Source organism: Halorubrum sp. SD612 (genome assembly GCF_002135005.1).
Genome location: NZ_NEWI01000001.1, coordinates 14,585 through 35,206, shown reverse-complemented (window position 1 = coordinate 35,206; position 20,622 = coordinate 14,585). Strand labels below are relative to the sequence as shown.

At 63.6% G+C, this 20,622-nt stretch carries 17 protein-coding genes and 3 pseudogenes; 3 read left to right on the top strand and 17 right to left on the bottom strand.

Going from position 1 to position 20,622, the window contains the following annotated elements; translation table 11 throughout:
- Nucleotides 1-301: 301 nt before the first annotated feature.
- The gene (locus B9G38_RS00145) at nt 302-619 is read right to left on the bottom strand and encodes a DUF5785 family protein (protein ID WP_049930768.1); all 318 of its coding nucleotides are present in this window, start codon (nt 617-619) and stop codon (nt 302-304) included.
- 128 nt (nt 620-747) lie between these two features.
- On the opposite strand from B9G38_RS00145, the gene B9G38_RS00140 reads away from it, so the two are divergent.
- Complete coding sequence (locus B9G38_RS00140; RefSeq protein WP_086219083.1) at nt 748-1,146, top strand: hypothetical protein; 399 nt, start codon at nt 748-750, stop codon at nt 1,144-1,146.
- Nucleotides 1,147-1,183: 37 nt separating this feature from the next.
- Here B9G38_RS00140 and yqeC read toward each other — a convergent pair whose 3' ends face one another.
- A complete protein-coding gene (gene yqeC, locus B9G38_RS00135; RefSeq protein WP_049930764.1) occupies nt 1,184-1,915 on the bottom strand; it encodes a selenium cofactor biosynthesis protein YqeC in 732 nt (243 codons plus the stop codon).
- Between the two features lie 111 nt (nt 1,916-2,026).
- On the opposite strand from yqeC, the gene B9G38_RS00130 reads away from it, so the two are divergent.
- Nucleotides 2,027-3,970, top strand: a complete 1,944-nt coding sequence (locus tag B9G38_RS00130; RefSeq protein WP_086219082.1) for an aldehyde ferredoxin oxidoreductase family protein — start codon at nt 2,027-2,029, stop codon at nt 3,968-3,970.
- A 39-nt stretch (nt 3,971-4,009) separates the two neighbouring features.
- Here B9G38_RS00130 and B9G38_RS00125 read toward each other — a convergent pair whose 3' ends face one another.
- The 9 genes and pseudogenes from B9G38_RS00125 to B9G38_RS00085 all read right to left on the bottom strand — a co-directional run.
- Nucleotides 4,010-4,342 carry a hypothetical protein gene (locus tag B9G38_RS00125; protein ID WP_049930761.1) on the bottom strand — a complete coding sequence of 111 codons (333 nt, stop codon included), beginning with the start codon at nt 4,340-4,342 and terminating at the stop codon, nt 4,010-4,012.
- A complete protein-coding gene (locus B9G38_RS00120; RefSeq protein ID WP_086219081.1) occupies nt 4,339-5,382 on the bottom strand; it encodes an Mrp/NBP35 family ATP-binding protein in 1,044 nt (347 codons plus the stop codon). The genes B9G38_RS00125 and B9G38_RS00120 overlap by 4 nt, the downstream gene beginning before the upstream one ends.
- A gap of 81 nt (nt 5,383-5,463) precedes the next feature.
- On the bottom strand, nt 5,464-6,267 hold the full coding sequence (locus B9G38_RS00115) for an isopentenyl phosphate kinase (protein ID WP_086219080.1): 804 nt from the start codon (nt 6,265-6,267) through the stop codon (nt 5,464-5,466).
- A complete protein-coding gene (mvk, locus tag B9G38_RS00110; protein ID WP_086219079.1) occupies nt 6,264-7,280 on the bottom strand; it encodes a mevalonate kinase in 1,017 nt (338 codons plus the stop codon). Before mvk ends, B9G38_RS00115 begins: the two co-directional genes overlap by 4 nt.
- A 65-nt stretch (nt 7,281-7,345) precedes the next feature.
- Complete coding sequence (locus tag B9G38_RS00105) at nt 7,346-8,371, bottom strand: AbrB/MazE/SpoVT family DNA-binding domain-containing protein (RefSeq protein WP_086219078.1); 1,026 nt, start codon at nt 8,369-8,371, stop codon at nt 7,346-7,348.
- A 1-nt stretch (nt 8,372) separates the two neighbouring features.
- Nucleotides 8,373-9,044, bottom strand: coding sequence for a phosphate signaling complex protein PhoU (gene phoU / locus B9G38_RS00100; RefSeq protein WP_086219077.1), 672 nt, complete (start codon nt 9,042-9,044; stop codon nt 8,373-8,375).
- A 4-nt stretch (nt 9,045-9,048) separates the two neighbouring features.
- Nucleotides 9,049-9,951: pseudogene (pstB, locus tag B9G38_RS00095) on the bottom strand (phosphate ABC transporter ATP-binding protein PstB); the annotation flags it as partial.
- Between the two features lie 33 nt (nt 9,952-9,984).
- Nucleotides 9,985-10,536: pseudogene (locus tag B9G38_RS00090) on the bottom strand (IS1595 family transposase); the annotation flags it as partial.
- Nucleotides 10,537-10,826: 290 nt separating this feature from the next.
- A pseudogene (locus B9G38_RS00085) lies at nt 10,827-11,240 on the bottom strand (IS1595 family transposase); the annotation flags it as partial.
- A gap of 579 nt (nt 11,241-11,819) precedes the next feature.
- Between B9G38_RS00085 and B9G38_RS00080 the strand changes: the two are divergent.
- Nucleotides 11,820-12,820 (top strand): IS630 family transposase gene (locus B9G38_RS00080; protein ID WP_143415329.1). Its coding sequence is split into 2 segments (ribosomal slippage): nt 11,820-12,312 and nt 12,312-12,820, totalling 1,002 coding nucleotides; the frame shifts between segments, so codons are not numbered across the junction.
- Nucleotides 12,821-13,116: 296 nt separating this feature from the next.
- Here B9G38_RS00080 and B9G38_RS00075 read toward each other — a convergent pair.
- The 6 genes from B9G38_RS00075 to B9G38_RS00055 form a co-directional block, all read right to left on the bottom strand.
- Nucleotides 13,117-14,409 carry a Cdc6/Cdc18 family protein gene (locus B9G38_RS00075; protein ID WP_086219076.1) on the bottom strand — a complete coding sequence of 431 codons (1,293 nt, stop codon included), beginning with the start codon at nt 14,407-14,409 and terminating at the stop codon, nt 13,117-13,119.
- A 780-nt stretch (nt 14,410-15,189) separates the two neighbouring features.
- A complete protein-coding gene (locus B9G38_RS00070; RefSeq protein WP_086219075.1) occupies nt 15,190-16,509 on the bottom strand; it encodes a methyl-accepting chemotaxis protein in 1,320 nt (439 codons plus the stop codon).
- A gap of 111 nt (nt 16,510-16,620) precedes the next feature.
- Complete coding sequence (locus B9G38_RS00065; protein ID WP_086219112.1) at nt 16,621-17,895, bottom strand: IS4 family transposase; 1,275 nt, start codon at nt 17,893-17,895, stop codon at nt 16,621-16,623.
- A 355-nt stretch (nt 17,896-18,250) separates the two neighbouring features.
- Nucleotides 18,251-18,757 (bottom strand): hypothetical protein, encoded by a 507-nt coding sequence (locus B9G38_RS17705; RefSeq protein ID WP_143414677.1) that lies wholly within the window; start codon nt 18,755-18,757, stop codon nt 18,251-18,253.
- 63 nt (nt 18,758-18,820) lie between these two features.
- Nucleotides 18,821-19,288 (bottom strand): hypothetical protein, encoded by a 468-nt coding sequence (locus B9G38_RS00060; RefSeq protein WP_198943799.1) that lies wholly within the window; start codon nt 19,286-19,288, stop codon nt 18,821-18,823.
- Nucleotides 19,285-20,619: an ABC transporter ATP-binding protein gene (locus tag B9G38_RS00055; protein WP_086215361.1), complete on the bottom strand. Its 1,335-nt coding sequence runs from the start codon at nt 20,617-20,619 to the stop codon at nt 19,285-19,287. Before B9G38_RS00055 ends, B9G38_RS00060 begins: the two co-directional genes overlap by 4 nt.
- Nucleotides 20,620-20,622 lie beyond the last annotated feature (3 nt).

Below are 20,622 nucleotides of genomic sequence, written 5' to 3'. Positions count from 1 at the left end.
AGGGACCTTCGGTCCCTCGCTGGAGTCGACCGCCCTCCGCGTTGCTCCGGCCGGTCGACGAGGCTGGGAAGGTGTGAGGTGCGGTCGCGGTGCAGGACGGGACTCGAAGGGGCAGTCGCGAGGCGGGCGCAGGTGGCGCGAGCACTGGAGGGAGAGCAGCGCGAGCGACCGAAGCGCACAGCGAGCGTGCGCCCGCCTTGCGGCTGGGGCTTCGGAAGTGCTCCTCGCGGTGGCGACGACGTATCGCAGAACAGCCGAGGCTTCGGGAAAGAGAACGACGCCGGAACGAGTGTTCGAGCAGTCAGGCGCTGCCGTCCACGAACTGGTCGGCGCCCTCGTAGAACCAGTATCCGTTCTCCCGCATCGCGCGGCCGAGCTCCTGGTGGAACTCGACGAAGTCCGCGAACTCCTCCTGCTCGACGTTCTCGAATATCTCCTCGACCGAGACGACCGTCTCGTAGTCGATCCGGATCGGGTGGTCGCCGTACTGCTCGACGTACTCCGCGGCGGTCAGCGGAAAGTCCTCATCCTCGTTGACCTTCTTCGCGAGCACGGCGTGGCCGTACTGCCGCATGCCCTCGCTCCCCTGCTCGCCGTCGGGGTCGTGTGGCCAGTCCATACCCGGAAGTTCGCCGGATCGGGGATAGTGGTTTCGGATGCGGCGGTGGCGGCGGCCACTCCTCCCGAGCCGCTCGACCCCACCCCCGACCACGGAAACACTTCACGGCCCTCCGCGTCGCTCCGGGCATGCGACGCAGAGCCCTCCTCGCGTCCGCGGCCGCCGTCTCGACCGCCGCGCTCGCAGGGTGTCCCACCCCGCCGTGGAGCGATGACCCGGCGGAAATCGACGTCGCCGAGGTTCGCCGGCGCCTCGACGAAGATACGCCGCGGCTGGTCGTGGCGGGAGCGCTCCTCGACGGCCCCCGCCGCTGTGAACGCGTCACGCTGTTCGAGGCGGCGCTCGACGACGGGACGCTCCGCCTCCGGATCGTCTCCGAGGACGACCCCGACTCGGACGTCGGCCGCTGCTCGGACGTCGCTGAGCCCCACGCGCACTCAGTCGCCGTCGCGTTCACGGAGACTCCCGTCCCGGAGCGCGCCGTCGTCCAGCACGGGGATGAGACGATACTGGAGGAACCGGTCTGACGGAACCGGGCCGAGCACGGCCAGACCGCCGCCGCCGCTACTCCACGACTTCGACGACCGGATCGTCCGCGGTCAGGCGCGTGAGAACGACGCGCGGCACGTTCGCGCGCATGAGGATCTCCCCGGCGAGCGCCCGGGCCGCGGCGGCGTCCGCCTCGTCGTCGACCTTGTTCACGACCGGGATCGCGGTCGCGTCGCCGGGGACCCCCTTCAGCCCGCCCGCGGGACTCGCGAGGACCGTCGCGACGTCGGCCGGGCGGATCTCGTCGCCGATCTCGCGGCCCGTGATCGCGGCGACCTCCTCGGGGCGGTGGACGTGCTCCTCCGTGAGCGGTTCGCCGACGACGTGCGCGCTCGCGATCGGGGCGACGATGTCCGCGTTCGACGGGATCTGCGGCTCGCGGTCGCCCGGCGCCTTGAACTCGCGGAGGCGCGCCCCGTCCGCCTTCACGAGCGTCGCGCCGGGCGCGGCGTCGGCGATCTCGGCGACGGTCTCCGTGTCGTACCCGAGGTACCGGTCCGACCGGTCGCGCTCGGGGACCAGCCCGAGCGGCCACTCGTCGGGTCCCGCCTCGCCGAGCGCGGCCACCGGGTCCGCGGTCACGCGCACCGCGGCGACCCGGTCGTCGAAGATCGGTATTCGGACGCTCGCGGTCACGACCGGCCGGTCGAGCCGGTCGGCGAGCGCGAACAGCGTCGACTTCTTGCCGCCCGCGCCGACGACGCAAACGGTCGCGTCGCGGGCGTCGAGCGCGGTCGTCAGGTCCATGCCGGGGCGTTCAGTCGCATCGGACCTCACTCTGGCGGTCGGACGGGCGGCCGACCGGCGGCGTCGCGACGGCGGACAAATTGATACGACTCCGCCACGCAGGTCAACCGGATGCGCCGAAACCGCACCCGAGTCATTCGCGTGGACCTCTCGACGCGCGAGACTACCAGCGAACGGGTCCCGCGGGACTGGCGACGCGACTTCGTTGGCGGGAAGGGGATCGGAGCGCGCTACCTCTACGAGGAACTCTCGCCGGGAACGGACCCGACGGGGCCGGAGAATCTCCTCGCGTTCCTCGTCGGGCCGCTCGCGGGCTTCCTACCGGGAGAGACCCGGTACGCCGCAGTGACGAAGTCGCCGCTCACCGGCGGGTTCCTCGACTCGTACGCCGGCGGCGACTTCGCCGTCCGGCTCGCGGGGTCGCTCGACGACTGCATCGGCCTGCTCGTGACCGGGACCGCCGACAGACCGGTCCGGATCGAGGTCGAGGGGGGTCGCGCCCGGGTCAAGCCGACCGACGCGTGGGGCGACGACGCCGCCGAGACCGCCGAGCGGTTCCCGGACGCCGGCGTCGCCTGCGTCGGCCCGGCCGGCGAGCGCGAGGCGGCGTACGCGACGATCGCGAGCGACGGCGGCGACCACCACGCCGGGCGCGGCGGCGCCGGCGCGGTGATGGGCGCGAAGCGGCTGAAGGCCGTCGTCGCCCGCGACTCCCCGCCGGCGGTCCCGGACGACCTCGCCGCCCGCCGCGACCGCGACGCCGAGACGTACGGGCGGCGGCCGACCGGCGAGTGGCAGGCGGCCGGCGAGACGATCGAGACGGTCGACTACGCGGACGAGGTCGGGATCCTCGCGGCCGAGGGATGGACGGAGACCGGCTTCGACGGGGTCGACGACATCGGCGTCGAGGCCGCGGCGGAGCGCGCGGCCGGACGCGAAGCCGTCAGTGCCGGCCGTGACGGTGACGGCCGAGAGGGCGCCGAGAGCGGACCGGCGGGCGTCCCCGGCGGATTCCGGATCGACACGCCCGACGGCGAAGTGATCCCGCGCGGCGCGGCCCCGATCACGCTCGGCGCCGGCCTCGGGATCGACGACTTCGACCGCGTCGCGGAGCTCTGCGGGGTCTGCGACCGTCTCGGCCTCGACGTGATCGGCGCGGGCAGCGCGGTCGCCTGGGCGATCCGCGCCGGGCGGGCTGGGGTCGTCGACTGCCCGGTCGACTTCGGTGACGCCGCTGGCGCAGAGCACCTGCTGAAGGCGATCGCGGCCCGCGACCCCCCGGCCGATCTCGACGTGGACCCGGACCTCCCGGACGCCCTCGCCGACGGGGTCGACGCCGCGGTGGCCCAATTCGGCGGCGACGCGCTTGTGCCGACGGTGAAGTCGATGGCGCTGCCCGGCTTCGACCCGCGCGCGGCGGTCGGCGTCGCGCTCGCGTACGCGACGAGCGACCGCGGCGCGTGTCACCGGCGCGCGCGACCGCAGGAGCGCGAGCCGCTGGCACGTCCCGACCGCTCCCTCGCCGACCGGGTGCGCGACGTGGTCGGGGAGCAGAACGCGCGCTCGGTCCTGTGGAGCCTCGTCGTCGACGACTTCGTCGGCGAGGCGGTCTGTGCCGACCTCGGCGCGGAGTGGCTCGCGGCGATCGAGCACCCGGCGGTCGACGACTGCGGCGGCCCGCACCGCGACGAGTCGGAACGCGGGGACGCAGGGGACGCTGGCCGACCGGATCCCTCCCCCGCCGCGCTCGCGACGACCGGCGAGCGCATCTGGACGCTCACCCGACTGTTCAACGCCCGAGAGGGATTCGACCGCGCGGACGACGCGCTCCCTGAGCCGCTCCGCACCGACGCGGCCGACGGGACGCCGGGCGTCGACGTCGACGCGTTCGAGCGCCTGCTCGACCGGTACTACGCGGCACGCGGGTGGGGCGAACGGGGGCTCCCGACGCCGGAGACGGCCGAGCGCCTCGGACTCGCGCGCGTCGTCGACGACGCGACGCCGCTGGACGATAGCCCGATCGACTCCGCCCCGGCGGCCGACGCGGACGACTGACCCCGCCCGGCGACGTGACTGCCGTCCGCTCCGGCGGCCTCAGCGACGCAGCCCGCCCTCCGCCTTGATACGCATGATGTGCCGGACGTTGAGGTAGATCTCCTCCGGCGACGTCTCCTCCTCCTCGTCGTATAAGTCCGACACCCGGTAGAGGATCGCCGAGAGCTGCTTGCTCTCCGAGCTCTCCGCGCGTACGTCCGCCGCCACCTCGCGGAGGAACTCCCGCACCTCCGCGTCAGCCGGGATCTCCGCGCCCGACGCCTCGTCCGGTACCACCGGGTCGACGCCCGCGGCCGCGAGGGGGTCCTCCGGGTCGTCGCCGGTCGCCCCGGTTTCGTCGCCGGCCCCCGCGCCGTCGTCCGCGTCGGTCATCGCTCGCCGCTCACCCCGCGGCGGCGGACGACCCCGGCGTTGTTCGCGACGTTCTCGACGAGCAGCTTGAACGCGTCTGCGGTCTCGCCGTCCTCCAAGACGACGGGCTCGCCGTCGTCGCCGCCCGTCCGGACCGCGGGGTCGAGCGGGACGCCGCCGAGGAAGGGCAGGTCGTGGTCCGCGGCGAGCGCCTTCCCGCCGCCGGAGCCGAATATCTCGTGGAAGCCGCCGCAGTCCGGGCAGCGGAAGCCGGCCATGTTCTCCGCGATACCGAGGACGTTCGTGTCGTGTTTACCGAACATCCGGAGCCCCTTCACCGCGTCGTCGAGCGCCACGTCCTGCGGCGTGGTGACGATCACGGCCCCCGTCAGCGGGAGCGTCTGGAGGATCGTGAGCTGTGTGTCGCCGGTGCCCGGCGGGAGGTCCATCACGAGGTAGTCGAGCTCGCCCCACTCCACGTCCTCGACGAGTTGGGTGATGATCTTGTGGACCATCGGGCCGCGCCAGATGACGGGGTCGTCCTCGCCGGTGAGGAAGTCCATGCTCATCAGCTTCACGCCGAACCGCTCCGGTGGCACGATCGTCTCGCCGTCGGTTTCCGGGCGCTGTTCCGCGGACACCATCCGCGGGACGTTGGGCCCGTACACGTCGGCGTCGAACAGGCCGACGCGGGCGCCGAGTTTGGAGAGCCCGGCCGCGATGTTGACCGCCATCGTCGACTTCCCGACCCCGCCCTTCCCGGAGGCGACCGCGATCACGTTCTGTACGCCGGGGAGGACCTGCTCCTCGGTCGAGAGGTCGTCCGGGATCGACGCCGACAGCTCGACGTCGAGCCCGGTGTCGGCGAGCGCCTCGCGCACGTCGTCGGCGATGGCCGACTCGGTCGGCGAGAAGGGGGCGCCGAGCGCGAGCGACACGTGGACCGTGCCGTCCGCCTCGTCGACGTCGACGCCGTTCACCAGCCCGAGCGAGACGATGTCGCCGCCGAGGTCGAGGTCCCGCACCTCCGCGAGCCGCTCCCGTACGTCCGATTCGTTCATGCCGGGGAGGAGGGCCGTGGGTCGAATAAGGGTTCTGTACGGGGGCGCGCCACCGTTTGCGACGCGCCCGCGGTCACCCGCTCAATCGATCCGGGTCCCCGCGCCCTCGCCGCGCAGGAACGGGACCAGCCCCTCTGCGCCGAACACGTACGCCGGCGCGTCCAGCGCGAGCAGCTCGCGCACCTTCGCCGCCATCCCGCCGGAGACGTCCGTCGCGTCGCTCGCGCCGAGGGCGTCCGCGACCGACCCGAAGTCGTCGATCGCTGGGATCACGTCGCCGTCGACGTCGAGGACGCCGGGCACCGTCGAGCAGACCCCAACGCGGCGTGCGCCAAGTCCGGACGCGAGCTCGACGACCAGCTCGTCACCCGAGACGACCGTCACCCCGTCGCCCGCCGTCGCCACGCCGTCGCCATGGAGGACCGGAACGAACCCCTCGCCGAGCAGCGTCGCCGTCGACCCGAGCGGGAGGTCGAGCCCGCCGTCCGCGCCGCCGGCCCGCGCCGCGAGCGACAGCGGGTGAACCGGCACCGCCGGGACCCCGTGCTCGCGGAGTCGTTCCAACACGTGCGCGTTCAGCCGCTTCATCGCCCCGTGAATCGCGGCCGCCGCCTCGGCGTCCCGCGTCCCGTCGGTCGTCGAGACGCCGTGCTCGCTGGCGTGGTAGTGGCCGAAGCTCCCGCCGCCGTGGACGACGACGAGCCGGTCGGCCGTACCCGCCGCGAGGGCGTCCGCGACGGCGTCGCAGGCCGCGTGGAGCGCCGCCTCGTCGAGGGTTTCGGGCTCGTTCTTCTCCGTGATCAGACTCCCGCCGAGCTTGAGGACGACGGGGGGAGCGGACTCTCCGCCGGCGTCGTTGTTACTGACGGCTTCGCCCCCCGTCACGGCTCCACCACCCGGACGCCCTCGGTCGCCAGCTCGGCGCGGAACGCCTCCTCGCAGCCCTGCGTGAACGAGAGCGCGGTCTCCGTCGCGTCGCTTTCGTCGAGCGCGACGATACAGCCGCCGCCGCCCGCACCGGTGAGCTTCGCACCGTGCGCGCCCGCGTCCCGCGCGGCCCACACCATGGCGTCGAGCGACCGGGCGGAGACGCCGAGAGCCGCTAACAGTCCGTGGTTGAAGTCCATCAGCTCGCCGAGTTCCGCGAGCAGCGCCGGGTCGGGGTCGCTCTCGGGGTCGGCATCCGCGAGCAGTTCCTCGCCCGTCCGGACGAGGTCGCCGATCGATTCGACCGTGTCGGCGGCGAACTCGTGTTCCGCCCGCAGTTCGCGGACACCGGCGACCAGCTCGCCGGTATCGCCCGCGCCGCCGTCGAACCCGACGACGAACGGAAGGTTCGGCGCGTCGATCGGCTCGCAGTCGTCGCCCTCGACCCGCACCGCGCCGCCCATCGTCGAGCAGAAGGTGTCCGCTCTGGAGGCCTGCCCGTCCTGGACCTCGAACTCGGCCCGATACGCCCGCTCGGCCAGCTCTCGGCGGTCGAGCGGCTCCCCGAGCGCGCGCGTCGCGGCGTCGATACCGGCCACGACCACGGCCGCCGACGACCCGAGCCCCGCGCCGAGGGGGATGTCGCTCTCGACGGTGATGTCGAAGCCGGCGTCGGGCGCGTCGGCCGCCTCGCGCGCCTGCTCGACGGCCGCGTCGACGTACCCCATCGCGGCCTCGACGAGCGGCGTCGGCACGTCGACGTCGGGCCGGTCGCTCGTCCCACCCGCGTACTCCACGGTGAACCCGTTCAGAGAGAGGTCCTCGGCCTCGACGCGCACGTGGTCGTCCTCGCGCGGCTCGGCGGTCACCGTGGCGCGCCGCTCGATCGCCGCGGGCACGGCCGGCTCGCCGTAGACGACGGCGTGTTCGCCGAAGAGGTACACCTTCCCCGGCGCTTCGCAAACGGTCATACGAGTCTCCTCTCCCCCCGCGCTTACAGGCGTTGCGCTTGGCGGGTCTGGGCGGGACCCGACATCTACTCGTTCATCCGTCCCGGGTCGCGGTCGCGTATCGTTTCGCGGCAGCGGACCGCGCGACGCAGCCCGATCTCCGCCACGTCGCCCCCGCACTCCGCGGTTCGCCGCAGCGCGCGCGCGACGCGGCGGAGCTCCGCCGCCCCCGCGCCCGCCTCGTCCAGTTCCCGATCGAGCGCGTCGATGTCGTCGCGAGCCCGGCGCAGCTCACCGACCGCGCTCCGAGCGACGTCGGCGCCCTCGTCGCCGAGGGCGACGCTCACCCCGTCGGAGACGACCTCTCGGACCGTGCGACCGAAGTCGCGACACGCCGCCAGTCGCGCGGCCGACGGCGGGTCGTCGAGGGCCGCCGCGGCGCTCCCGATGTCCGCCGCCGCGTCGCGGAAGCGGCACAGCTCCCGCATCGCCGTCCACGACTCGAACAGCTCCGGGCGGGTCGTGCCGAGCGCGTCGACCTCCCCGAGGTCGGCCATGCCGCGGGAGACGGACCGGTCGATCATCGACGCGAGGCGGTCGACCTGTTTGTCGCGGGAGCCGATCGGCGACGAGTCGGGCGGCGTCGCCAGCGCCTCGACCGCGTCGCCGTGTATCGAGCGGACCGTGAACGCCAGCTGTCGGAGCGACTGACTCACGGAGACCTCCGTCGAGTCCAGCATGATCTGAACCGTCGTCGCGGTCTCCGACTCCGCGGCCACCGACATCCCGATCCGGTTGCGGGCGACCCGCTCGACGACGCGCCGCTGGTCCGGGGTGAGCGGCTCGTCCCGTTCGAGCGTGACCTCGCGCGCGCCAGCGGCGTAGGCCGCCCGCAGCGCCCGCTCGATTACCTCCGGGTCGGCCGACTCGATCCGGGCGACGGGCGGGTCGCCGTCGCCGCCGTTCCCGGTCTGGACCGCCAACACGCCGTCGATGTGGTCGTGGAGCGTCACGGTGTCGCCGGACGCGACGCCCTGCGACTCCGCCCAGTCCTTCGGGAGCGAGACCGTGTACGTCCCGTTCCCCACGGTTTGGACCTTTCTCGACTCCATCTCAGTAGAGCAGCTCCGGGTCGTTTTCGATCATGTACAGCGTCCGCGCCGCGATGTTCACGGCGTGATCCGCGATCCGTTCGAGGTCTCGGATCGTCAACAGCACCCGCGATACGTCGTCCAACAGCCGTTCGGCCTCCCAGCCGTCCCCGTCGGTCCCGGCGATCAGATCGCGGGTGACGCTCTCGCTCGCCCGCTGGCAGAGCGCGTCGACCTCGTCGTCGTCGGCCGCGACCGCGCGGCACGCGGCCGCGTCCTCGGCTTCGTACGCGGCGAGGCTCCGTTCGAGGAGGTCGCGCGCCGCCTCGCCGATGGCGTCGAGCTGAACCTCCGGCGAGAGCGTCCGCGTCGCGGTCCGGAGGTAGTCCGCCAGGTTGACCGCGAGGTCGCCGATGCGTTCGAGGTCGGTGATGATCTTGAACGAGGCGGTGACGAACCGGAGGTCGCCCGCGACCGGCTGCTGGAGCGCGAACAGGTCCACGCACCGGTCCTCCAAGCGCAGGTACGTCTCGTTGACCGCGGCGTCGGCGTCGACCACTTTCTGCGCCAGCGACTCGTCGCGGCGCGCCGCGGCGTCGAGGCTCCGTTCGACCTGCCCTATCACCTGATCCCCCATGGCGAGCACGTCCGCCCGGAGCTCGTCGAGCGAGTCCTGGTACTGTTCTCGGGGCATGGGATCACCCGAACTTGCCGGTGATGTAGTCCTCGACGCGCTCGCTGTGTGGGTCCTCGAACACCTGATCGGTGTCGCCGTACTCGACGAGTTCGCCGCCCGTGAGGAAGACGGCGGTCTGGTCCGATATCCGGGCCGCCTGCTGCATGTTGTGCGTGACGATGACGACGGTGTACTCCTCCGCGAGGTCGTCGATCAGGTCCTCTATCTTCGCCGTGGCGATGGGGTCCAAGGCGGACGCCGGCTCGTCCATCAGGATGACCTCCGGGTCGACCGAGAGGCAGCGGGCGATACAGAGCCGCTGTTGCTGGCCGCCCGAGAGCCCGAGCGCGTTGTCGTCGAGCCGGTCGCTCACCTCGTCCCATAGCGCCGCGTCGCGGAGGCACCGCTCGACGAGCGCGTCGCGCTCGTCGGCGTCGCTCCGGTTCAGCAGGCGGGCGAGGAGGCCCGTGTCGGGGTCGCCGTGCTTCTTTGGCCCGTAGGCGATGTTCTCGCGGATCGTCTTGGGGAAGGGGTTCGGCGACTGGAACACCATTCCGACCCGCTTACGCAGCTCCACGAGGTTGACCCCGTCCCGGTAGATCTCTTGCCCGTCGAGCTTCACCGAGCCGTCGATCCGGGCGGAGCTGACCCGATCGTTCATCCGGTTGAGACACCGGAGGTACGTCGACTTCCCGCAGCCCGAGGGGCCGATCAGGGCGGTGACGCTCTTCTCGGGGATCTCCATCGAGACGCCCTTCAGCGCGTGGTCGTCGCCGTAGTGAACGTCGAGGTCCTCGACGGCCAGCTTCGCGTCGCCGCGGAACTCGTAGTCGGTCCACTCGTCGCGGGTCTGCTCGACGGTCTCGCCGGTCGTCGTGGTGGGCGAGCGGCCGTCGGTCGGCGAGCGGTCGTCGGTCGATGCGGTCTGGGTCTGTCGCTCTTCGGTAGACTGGCGGAACTAGCGGAATACATTGACAGCGATACAGTCCACGAGACTGTGGATCGGTGCCCCAGTAAGGTTCAGTGACCGGAGGAAGCCGTAGGTCCGAGCGGCCTGTTCCAAGCCCTGCTTGGACAGGCCGCGGAACTTCGCCAACCACGGTTGGAGCAGTGACCAGAGGCACTCTACCTGGTTCGTGTGGACGCCTTTGTCGGAGACGTACCTCTCGTCGTGGACAACGTATTGGTGATCGTGCTCCATGCCTCGGTAAGCTGGCAGTCCATCGGTCCAGACCTCTCCCAGCGGCTGGGAGAGGTCGTCTGCTTCCTCGATAACTGGCCCAAGATCATCTTCATAGTCGCTTCCTTCCTGAGCTGAGACCACGCGAAGCACGTCGCGGCACGCCGCGACGAGCGTCAGTTCGTCACCCTGATTCCCTGTCCAGCGGGTACGTCCACCCTCGGGCGACCCGCCGCGGTTGAGTCCCTCCCGCGGCGGATCTTGGCTTTTGAAGCCCGAACACACCTGCTGTGTTTCATCGACCTGTGTTGGCCCATCGACTGTCTGGGAGATATAATGAGTTAGATCAGCTCTGTAAACGAGCGCAGAGATCTAGCGATAGACAGCTTCTACCCTCACTTTACAGATAGTGTGAAACCATCCAACCGTCGTTTATATACTCATCACGAAAACCGTCTTTCTCAGGTGTGTAACCGATGAATTCGGACCCCACCAAATTAATCGAGTGAAACTACGATGAATATGAAAACACGATTAGATTGCCGTACACTTGGTGTACGGATCTCTTAGAGCTTCAATCCTCTTTTGCCGATTAGCTTTCAAACCTTTTCTCAGTCATTACGCTCCCAGACAGTCGGAAATCCCCGACAGAACGCGGTTTCAAACTCTCTGAGCTGGTCGTGAAGCGTCGTGTAACACGGTGAGAGGAGTTCAGCGATTTGGGTAATGCTGAGGAGTGTGTCAGCGTAGAGGATGAAGGCGATGAGGAACTCACCTGGGGTGAGTTCCGAATCGTAGAAGGGTGTCCCTCGCGTGTACGTGGTTTTCCAGTCACAGCGGCCACACCAGATACGGTCAGAGCCGTTGAGAGCGTGGAGGTTGTCTGCGCCGCAGTGTGGACAGGAGCGTTCTTCCCAGATCGTCTTGAGACGCCGCTCGACGATGGCGTCGAGCGGCTCGGCCCGAAATTCTATTACCCCAAGTTCCGCAAGTTCCGATAGCCTCTGGCCGAAGGCAGGACGGTCTTCATGCATACCCGCTTTTGCCGGGCCAGAGGCACTAATGCTCCTGGTTCCGCCAGTCTACTGAAGAGCGTGATTGGTTATCGATTGTTCTCAATGGTGCTGGTGTCTCATCCGTGAGTTCTCCTATATTTAATACCAACAAGCATAATCTGAGAGGGTATATTACTATCAGGCTTAACTGAAGACGAATGGTGTAGTGAGCCGACGCATGATCCGAGATGAGGAGTCCTTGTCGTACACAGACTGGACTTCCTCATTCCTTCCGAAAGATGCCTTGATAAGCCGCCGCTATCACGCGGTTTCTCGCTTAACTAAAGACGGATGGGCTGACAACTGGTCTGATACAGCAAGCTATCTCTACTTTTTTGTCGTCTACACAGTTGAAGACTCCATTGAGCGCGAAGTAGGCAAATTGGTCACAACAGCCCGTACAGTTGATGATGTGATCGACGAGTGGACGCTTCGAAATCACGACTCAATGGGTGAATAGCGGGCACGAGACATCTCCTGGCGCGTGCTACTCCGCCGACTGGGTGTCTCCTATAGTAGTCGATAGAACTTTTTACTCAAAGAAATATATTGTCTGTAATGGATCACCTCAACAAGATCTCCGTCGAAGAGCTCCAAGAGGCGCTTAACAATGTTGATGGAAACAAGCCGACTCAACGGCTGTTAGCTGCGATCGCGTATAAAAACGGCGTCACGCAAACCGAACTTGCCGAGTGGTACGACACAGAGCGAAAAACGATCTATAACTGGCTCAACCGACTCGATACCGACGAACCGCTTGAACAAGCTGTTACAGATGCTCACCGATCTGGTCGAAGACGAAAACTCTCAGAAACACAGCAACAAGAGTTTGAACAAACAGTCCACGAATCACCCGAAGAGATCGGCGTTAACGCGCCGGCGTGGACGCCGGCGCTCGCACAAGAATATCTTGAAGAAACGTACGGCGTCGACTACTCAATCCCAAGCTGTCGGCGGTTGTTGAAAGAAGCGGGATTGAGTTATCAAAAACCACGCCGTTCAGCCGCTGAATCCGACGAAGACGAGCAAGAAGCGTTTCACGACGAGATCAAAAAAAGCGGCGAGAGATGGACGCCACAGTAGTCTGTATCGATCAAACCAAGAAATCCGTCCAAGTCGAGCCGCGTGCCGCGTGGTTTCCGCGCGGCACGCGGCCCTCGGTCGAATTATCCGGTCAACGGGACTGGACGTGCTTGTTAGGCGCGATCACCGAGGACGGCGATCGCTTTTTCTCTCGACTTACAGAGTACATCACCGCCGATCACGCAAAACATTTCATTTTAGCACTATGTGAAGAATTTGAAGACGATCTAATTGTTGTCCTCGATGGCGCACCGTATTTTCAGGCATCGGCCGTCACGGACCTCGCGGCCCGTGACGACCTCGCGTTTGTGACGCTCCCATCGTATTCACCGGAGCTGAACCCAGTTGAGGAATGCTGGAGACAACTTCAAGCAGCGCTCAGCAACCGTTTCTTCGACTCACTCGACGAGCTGACAACAGCGATCGACAGTGCTCTTGACCAAATCTCTATCCCAAAAGTGAGCAACTATTTCTAACGTCTACTATAGGAGCGATTCGAGACAGCTGATATTATCGATCTGACTACCTAGACGTAGAATCACATATGTTGGCTGGTTAATTTTGAGCGAGAAAACTCTAATTCTCTAGCTTCGGCGGTTGCCGAGAAGCGAGCCGGTCACATCGCGATCTACCAATAGAGCCGGGTATTAATGAGCTCAGTTCTCGACACCAGTCCACCCAAATATAGTATTATATTTTATATATGTTTGTATATATATCATCCAAAAATTACAGTGATTTCTCGAACCCTGCGCGGTTGAGTCTCAGAATCTCACTGGAGGATGTCTTCCGGGGAGGAGACACTTTCCAAATCTTGGAGCCGTGGGTCTTCTGCCAGTGTCGCCGCCAGCACGATCGCGGGGCGATGGTTCAGCTCGTGATCCTTTTTGATTCCACGTCTGTCGCCGCGGCCCTTTCGTTCGCTCATTGTTACGCCGAGGAATTCCAATTCATCGAGGAGGTCAGAGACACGCTGGTACCCGAGGACGTTCGACTCGACGTCTTTCGCGACAGTCTGGTAGCGGTCATAAACTTGCGACGTTGAGACGGTGTCACCTCTTCCGTTAAGCCGCTTCGTCAGCGTATACAAGACGAGTTTCGCCTGGTCTGGGAGTGTGCTGATGCTTTTCGAGAGGAGATCCGCTTCAACGAGGTCTCTTGCCTCGGTGACGTGGTCTTCTGTGACGGTCTCGTCCATATTTCGCCGCGCCATCATCCCAGCCTTGTTCAGCAACTCGATCGCCTTTCGGGCGTCGCCGTGTTCGTCGGCTGCGAGCTCTGCTGCTCTTCCGATCGTGTTGTCACCGAGGACGCCTTCCTCGAAGGCATCGCGACGATTCTCGAGGATATCCTCCAGCTGGTCAGCGTTGTACGCCGAGAACACGAATTCAGACCCGCCCATCGAGCTTTTGACGCGCTGGTTGACCTTGTTTCGGAACTGTGTCGTCTTGTTGCTGATGAGCACGATAGAGATGTAGGTCTCTATCTCGTCGTTTTCACGGGCGCGCGAGAGAGCATGGAGCAGGTTGTTGAAGTCTTCAAGCAGATCGATCTCGTCGAGGATGATAACGAGCCCGTCGTAGTAGTCGTCGACAATATCCCAGAGTTCCTCGGTGTATGTTTTCCAGCCTACGCCACGCTTCGGTGGAGGAGAGATGCTAGGTTGGGCTTTGATCCCGTATTTTTCGTCTAGCTCGTCGAAAACCGAGAAATACAGTGTTCGTGAAGCGCGGGTGATCGTGTTGTTCGCGTTGCAGTCGACGTAGACGTTGGTCGCGTGGACGCCGTTTTCTTCGGCGCGTTCGGCGATTTTAGAGGAGACGTGCCGTGAGACGAGGCTCTTCCCGGTGCCCGTCTTCCCGTAGATTTGGATATTGTCTGGCACGTCGTTATAGATGATATCCTCGAGGCTGAGTGCGACGTTCGTGATCTCCTCTTGCCGCCCGACGATTCGGCCTTCGTCGGGGACAGTACCGACCGAGACGAGGGACTTGTTTTGGAAGATTCGTGGTGAGTTCCCGATCACCTGGTCGACCGAGAACCCGCTTTCGCCTGTGTCGCCCATGGTTTGGGCTTGTGCGCGGGGATGATAAATCTGCTGCCCCTGATTTGGAGTGAGTTTGTCGAGTGTATGGGTTTCTGCTCGGGTTTTGCCGTGGATGAGAATTTGGTCTACACCCCCAGTTTTGAGTGAGAAGTGTCTCACCCCACCCCCAGTTTTGAGTGAGTCCCTTGGAGATCTGGTACAGGGGACCCCTGGTTTGGAGTGAGTGTGTCAAGAAATTGACACAGGGGGGGGGACCCCCGGTTTGGAGTGAGTGTGTCAAGAGGATTGGTGGCGCAATGGAACCGAGAAATTCCAGACGAAGCAGTCTGTGGCGTGGGTTCGATTTGGGGTTACCTTCCGCTTCCTGCCTTGTCTAGGTTGTCTCAAACTGCCTTTTCCACGGAGAGACAGACTAAAAGGATCTAGAATCTAACCACCGGTTCGTCTCGAGATATTCTACACTACTACTACTATACTATAATATATAAGTAATGGTAAAGGCAATAAACAAACAACAAAAGTAGAGAATAAGCTACTGTAATTGTCTATTAGACCTAACAAGAAGTTAGCGTTATAGCTTCTTTATATACATCGTGCTTTGACTCGCCAGTCTCTCGGGCTTCTGACCGTGGTTAGGTCGTCCCTTGTCTTCTGGGGAACTCACTCCAAACTAGGGGTCCCTGTGTGTGGACTCTGAAGAGACGACTGCGGGAGATGGCTTGAACTATCGATATTCTGGGGATTTGGAGCGGAAACCTGGGGTGGGGTGTACTCGTCCGTCTGTAGAGTGGGAGCTTCTCAAACAGACGTGCTCATTGCCTCTGCGAGCTCCCGGTCAATCTGTTCGACCTGCCGGGTCAGTCGGGAGACCATCTCTGTCTGGCTCTCGTTTTCTGCCGCGATCTCTGCGATTTCCTCGCTCACGACGGTGGCCCGCTCGGAGACGTCGTCGACGGCACTCGATATCTCTTCGGCCACGCTCGCCTGTTCGTCTGTCGCAGCGGCAATCTCGCTGATCCCACTCTCGGTCTGCTCAACTGCGGTGAGAATTTGCTTCTGGTTTTCGAGGACGCCTTGGATGTCGTCTCTCGCAGACTGGATCTCGTCGTTGGCTGCGTCCACTTCGGCGGTGGTTTTGGAAGCCTTCTCCTTGATCCTCGCGACGATATCTTCGATTTCATCAGCTTGCTTCTGGGAGCGGTTCGCGAGGTTCTTCACCTCGTCGGCGACGACCGCGAAGCCGTCGCTGTTGCTGCGTGCCGCCTCGATGTTGGCGTTCAACGCGAGCATATTCGTCTGCTCGGCGATATCGTTGATCACGCCGACGAGTTCTTCGACCTCTTCGATTTCGTCTTTGAGGTCCGCGACGTCGCCGGCGACAGTAGCTGACTTCTCGGCTGTGTCGTCCACTTGGTCGATGACCTCGCCTGCGGTGTCGACGGACTCTTCGGCGAGTGCTCTCGATTCGGCGCTCTGGTTGCTCACTTCCTCGGCGCTGGAAGCGATCTCCTCGACGGTGGCGCTGAATCCGGAAACGTCGCCTTGGGTATTTTCGAGTTTGGCTGCTTGCTCGTCGACGAGCTGGGTGATCTCATTTGAGCGGTTCGCGACCTCGGTGGTTGACTCGCCCAGCTGTTCCATCGAGGTCTCGACGTTGTTCGAGAGTTCTTCCTGGAGGTCAGTGAGCGTCTCCCGCTGTTCGACGACGGTGGTGACATCGAAGAGCAGCTCGACAGCCCCAACGACCTCGCCAGTGGGTGTCTGGATCGGGGTCCCGATCGCGCGGGCGTGTGCTTTCGTGCCGTCTGGTCGTTCGGCAGATCGGAACTTCTCTTCGCGGATGGGTGTTCCCGTGCGGACGACCTCTTCCGCGAGAGTCTCATCTTCGCCCTCGGTGCCGAACACGTCGTATGCGTTCATCCCGACGGCTTCGCTTGCGGGGAGGCCGAGGAGGTCAGCTGTTGCTGTATTCCACTGGGTGATGTCGCCGGCGTCGTCGACGACAAACGCCGCTTCAGGAAGGTCTGCGATGAACTGCTCGAAGGTGTGCCGCCAGAAGTCGTTGTTTGGTTCTGTATTTCCGTCTTGGAGGTGATCGTTCTGTGTGGCTGCGGCCATATCGAGAGGCGTCGATCAGGGTTGATGACGGTTCCGCCCTCGCTACTGTCTTTGATAAAAAGGGGTTGTCCACGGGAGAGAGCGGTAGGCCCTGAAGGCATTCGTCTTTAGCTAAGCCTCACACCTTGGTTGAGTAGCGGTAGCGAGCGTCTCTTGTAAGATCGGTCGTTGCTGGTGGATCTTCTGTGCGTCTTCGATCAGCCGCTCCAACAGCGGCGGTGGTGAGTAGTCGAGGAACTCACCGAGTTCGTGAAGAATGAGCTGGGCGTGCGACCGGAAGGTCGCCGCCCAGCGTTCCGGTGGAAACACGATCTCGTCGTCAGCCTGCTCGGAGACCAGATCCAACAACTCACGGCTCACTAGCAGCGACAGCAACGCCGCATACAGCAAAATCTCCACCACAACAGGGTTGCTCGTGTCGAACTCATCTAGTTCGTATTGCGTCTTCAACTCACGAAATAGCGTTTCTACCTCCCATCGACACCGATACAGCGTCCCTAGATCTGCCGGGAGAAACTCTTCTCTCGGTAGATTTGTGATGTACAGATGGTAGTCGTCGGCGTCCTCGTCTCGGACGCCGACGACGCGGAACCGCTTCGTGTCTAGCGACCGTGTTCCCTCGTACTGACCCCGCTTGAACTCCGCTTCGACCTCTACGTCAATGTACTCCCGCGAGAGATCACCGACCACGTCGTGGATCTTCTCCCCTTCTAAGGGAATGGCGCGCCCGCGCCATTCCCGTAACTCCTCTGTTATCACCGGGTTCGCGTTCTGCTTCAACCGGCTCACAAAGTAGCCGTCGTTCTCGTCGATCAGCGCAAAGCGGCGGTACTTGAAGTACGCTAGGTCGAACAAAACTAGCCGTCCATGCAGCCACGATCCCGTCTTGAACAACGTGCTGTCGTGCGCTTTTTCATCGGTCACGTCAATCCGTTCAATCGTCTGATCGGTGGCATTGTGGAGCAGGTGGAGCTTCGCTCCAGCCTGCTCCTCGTGGCGAGCTTGGAACTCATCGGAAAGGAACTCGTGTAACCGCAACACCGTTCCATCAGCGATCATCACGTCCCTAAATCGGTCGATATCAGCGTCAATAGCGTCGGGAACAGCGACCTCGTCGAGACCACGCTCGACGAGGTCGCGGAGATACTCTGTAAGTGACGGCGTCAACCGGTGATAGAAGCCACCAGGAGAGATCGTCTCATCGGCTGTGGAGTTGTAGCTACGTCTGAACCCAGCGAGTGTTCGGCTCTCGCCTGCGGCGAAGCCGAACACGAGCGCCCATACGAGGACGGGAACCTGAAGTTTGCCCTCACGCTCGACCACGCCGAGTTCCTCGGCGTGCTCTTCGAGGAACTCAGAGGGAAACAGTGTAGTAAGCCGACGCATGATTCTTGATGAGGAGGCGTCTTGGTGCACACTTGCCGCCTCCTCATTCCTCTCAAAAAGTAGCCTCGATAAGCCGCTGCTGTCACGCGGTTCTTCGCTTAGCTAAAGACGAATGACGGTGACATAGTACATTAGTAGTTCCATCCCTACTGACAGTGAACTGTACTGGAGGCCGAGGTCACCTATCCGGAGGGACAACGGTGATATAGTAATTGTCACGACCGGCGAAGGCGGCCGCGTGCTTGAGGAGACCCACTCAAAAACGGGCGATAGTCCTTGTTAGGCTACGCCAGGACATCGATTCTTCGATCACGGTCAGCCAAACGAGTGCGATTGGGTTCGATCCCGGTGATGTTCAGTTTTGACGGCCAGTCAACCCCCCTGCGTCGGACGGAAGGAACTTCTCGCTATCAGTGTGTTCGAATGATGCGACGACGGTGCCGTCAAGCTGCCGGATCCGTGTCTGAACGGGATGGTCACCAATTGTTTCGCTAACGCCACCAATCGCAGTAAGTGGATATGCGGCGGCGATGAGGAGACACCGCTCCTGTTCGGGGTCCAAGATTTCGATGACGAGAAAGACGGTTCCAACTTTTGTGGCCCTATGGACATCGTACTGCGGAAAGTCTCCGTCTGCGACCCAGTCACTAATCTGGTCGGCATCCTCATCGGGTACGAGATGGCGGAAGGCGTACTCCTTTTCATCAGGGTTAGTCACGACCGTCGTCTCACTCGACTGCGTATACAGAACAGTCCACCCTGCTGTCTCGCGACGTTCGGCAAGGTCGGCGGCATCTGTAAGTGTCCGCTTCCAGGCCTCTCGGGCTTGCGTATCAACGCCTGCTGATTCGTCACGTGTCATGTCCCTACGGGCGTGGGCACCTTCCAAAAGTCTGTTCCACATCGGGGCCGCGTCCGCTAGCAGCTACCAAACAAAAAGCGCTTCAATTCCGATCGATGTCAACAGGATACAGATTCCAGCGGCAAACAGCTTTAGCGCCGGCGAATACCGCTCTTCCGGTGGGAGCATGTACCATCTGAGCGGCGGAACTGACTGTACGACGGCTTGAAAGCGAGTCACCTCACGGCTACCGATAGTTTGCGTTCGATCATGCCGAGTCAGCTCCATGCCCGATTCAGTGTGCTCAACATGCCACGGCCTTCCAGGAAGCAGACAGTACGTCGCGTACCCCAGAACAACGATCCCGAGTATGAAAGTAAACAACACCACGTCCGCCACTGTTCCAGTAATTGTCTGAATCACACCACCGACAACGAGTGCTATGGCTGTTACGACGAGTGCGTACACCGTTGCGTCAAGCACCCGCCGGGCGATTACCTCAGCCCAGCTCAACTCCGAGACCCATTCATCAGATCGATCTACTGAGCTCACGACTGGGGACTATCCGATCCGCTAGCGTCTGGGTCAGCGTACTCCTCTTTGTGGCGATGGCAGCGACTGGATCGGCCGCTGTCAGTCCGGCCAGTCGCCAGCAGCGAGGGGGCTTCACGATCGCAGACACTACCGAGTGCTGCTGTAATGATCTCTCTCGCGTGCTCCTCATTCCCGTCGTTGGCGGCCTCGATGGACTGTTGAATTGGCTCTTGTACATCAGAAGGGAACGACCGGCTGGCAAACAGTTCCCCAGCGGCTTCCTCGACATCCGGGAGCCGGGTCTCAAGTCCCAGTAGCTCACGGGCTCGTTCGGAGAGAGATGGATCTGTTCGTGAGCGCTCGCGGAGCACCTCGCGGAACACTTCGATCGCATCCCAGTCATGTTCGGATAGCTCTTCGAAGCCGTCGGGTCGAATCTTCGCTGGGCAGCGGGTCGAGAACACACACCCATTAGGCGGATCACGGGGACTCGGGGGTGTCCCGCGAAGGGTCGTCCGATCGCGTTTGACCGTCGGGTCTGGGGTTGGAACAGCCGATAGTAGTGACCGGGTATATGGGTTCTCGGGCTTTTGGAACAGCTGCTCTGTCGGTCCGAACTCCATTATTTTTCCGAGGTACATGACGGCGACGCGATCACAGATGTGGCGGACGACGGAAAGATCGTGGGCGATGAACAAGTACGTGAGATCAAGCTCCTCTTGGAGGTCCATCAAGAGGTTGAGAATCTGCGCTTGGACGCTCACGTCGAGCGCACTAACCGGCTCGTCGAGGACGACGAAATCAGGCTCGACGGCGAGTGCCCGAGCGATCCCGACGCGCTGCCGTTGGCCACCGGAGAACTGGTGCGGATACCGGTAGTAGTGCTCCTCACGGAGGCCGACGCGCTCGAGGAGATTTCTGACGCGTTGTCGGCGCTCGGCGGGCGTCTTCCAGTTGTGGACATTCAGGGGTTCTCGAATGATTTCGCCTACCGTCAGGCGGTCATTAAGACTCGATTCTGGGTCTTGGAATACGATTTGTGCGTCGCGTCTCCAGCGTTGGAGGGCATCACCCGACAGCGTAGTGATGTCGTCACCGTCGATGACGATGTTGCCATCGGTTGCTTCCTCAAGCCGGACGAGCGTCCGCCCGAGCGTCGTCTTTCCACAGCCAGACTCACCAACGAGACCGAGCGTCTCGCCCCGCCTCACATCGAAACTAACACCGTCCACGGCTCGGACCGGGTCGCCGCCGAACAACGAGCGTTCCTCATAATGTGTCTTTAGATCACGGACCGACAGCAGTACATCGTCATTAGCTGTGCTGTTGCTGTCTGAAATATTGCGCATCTC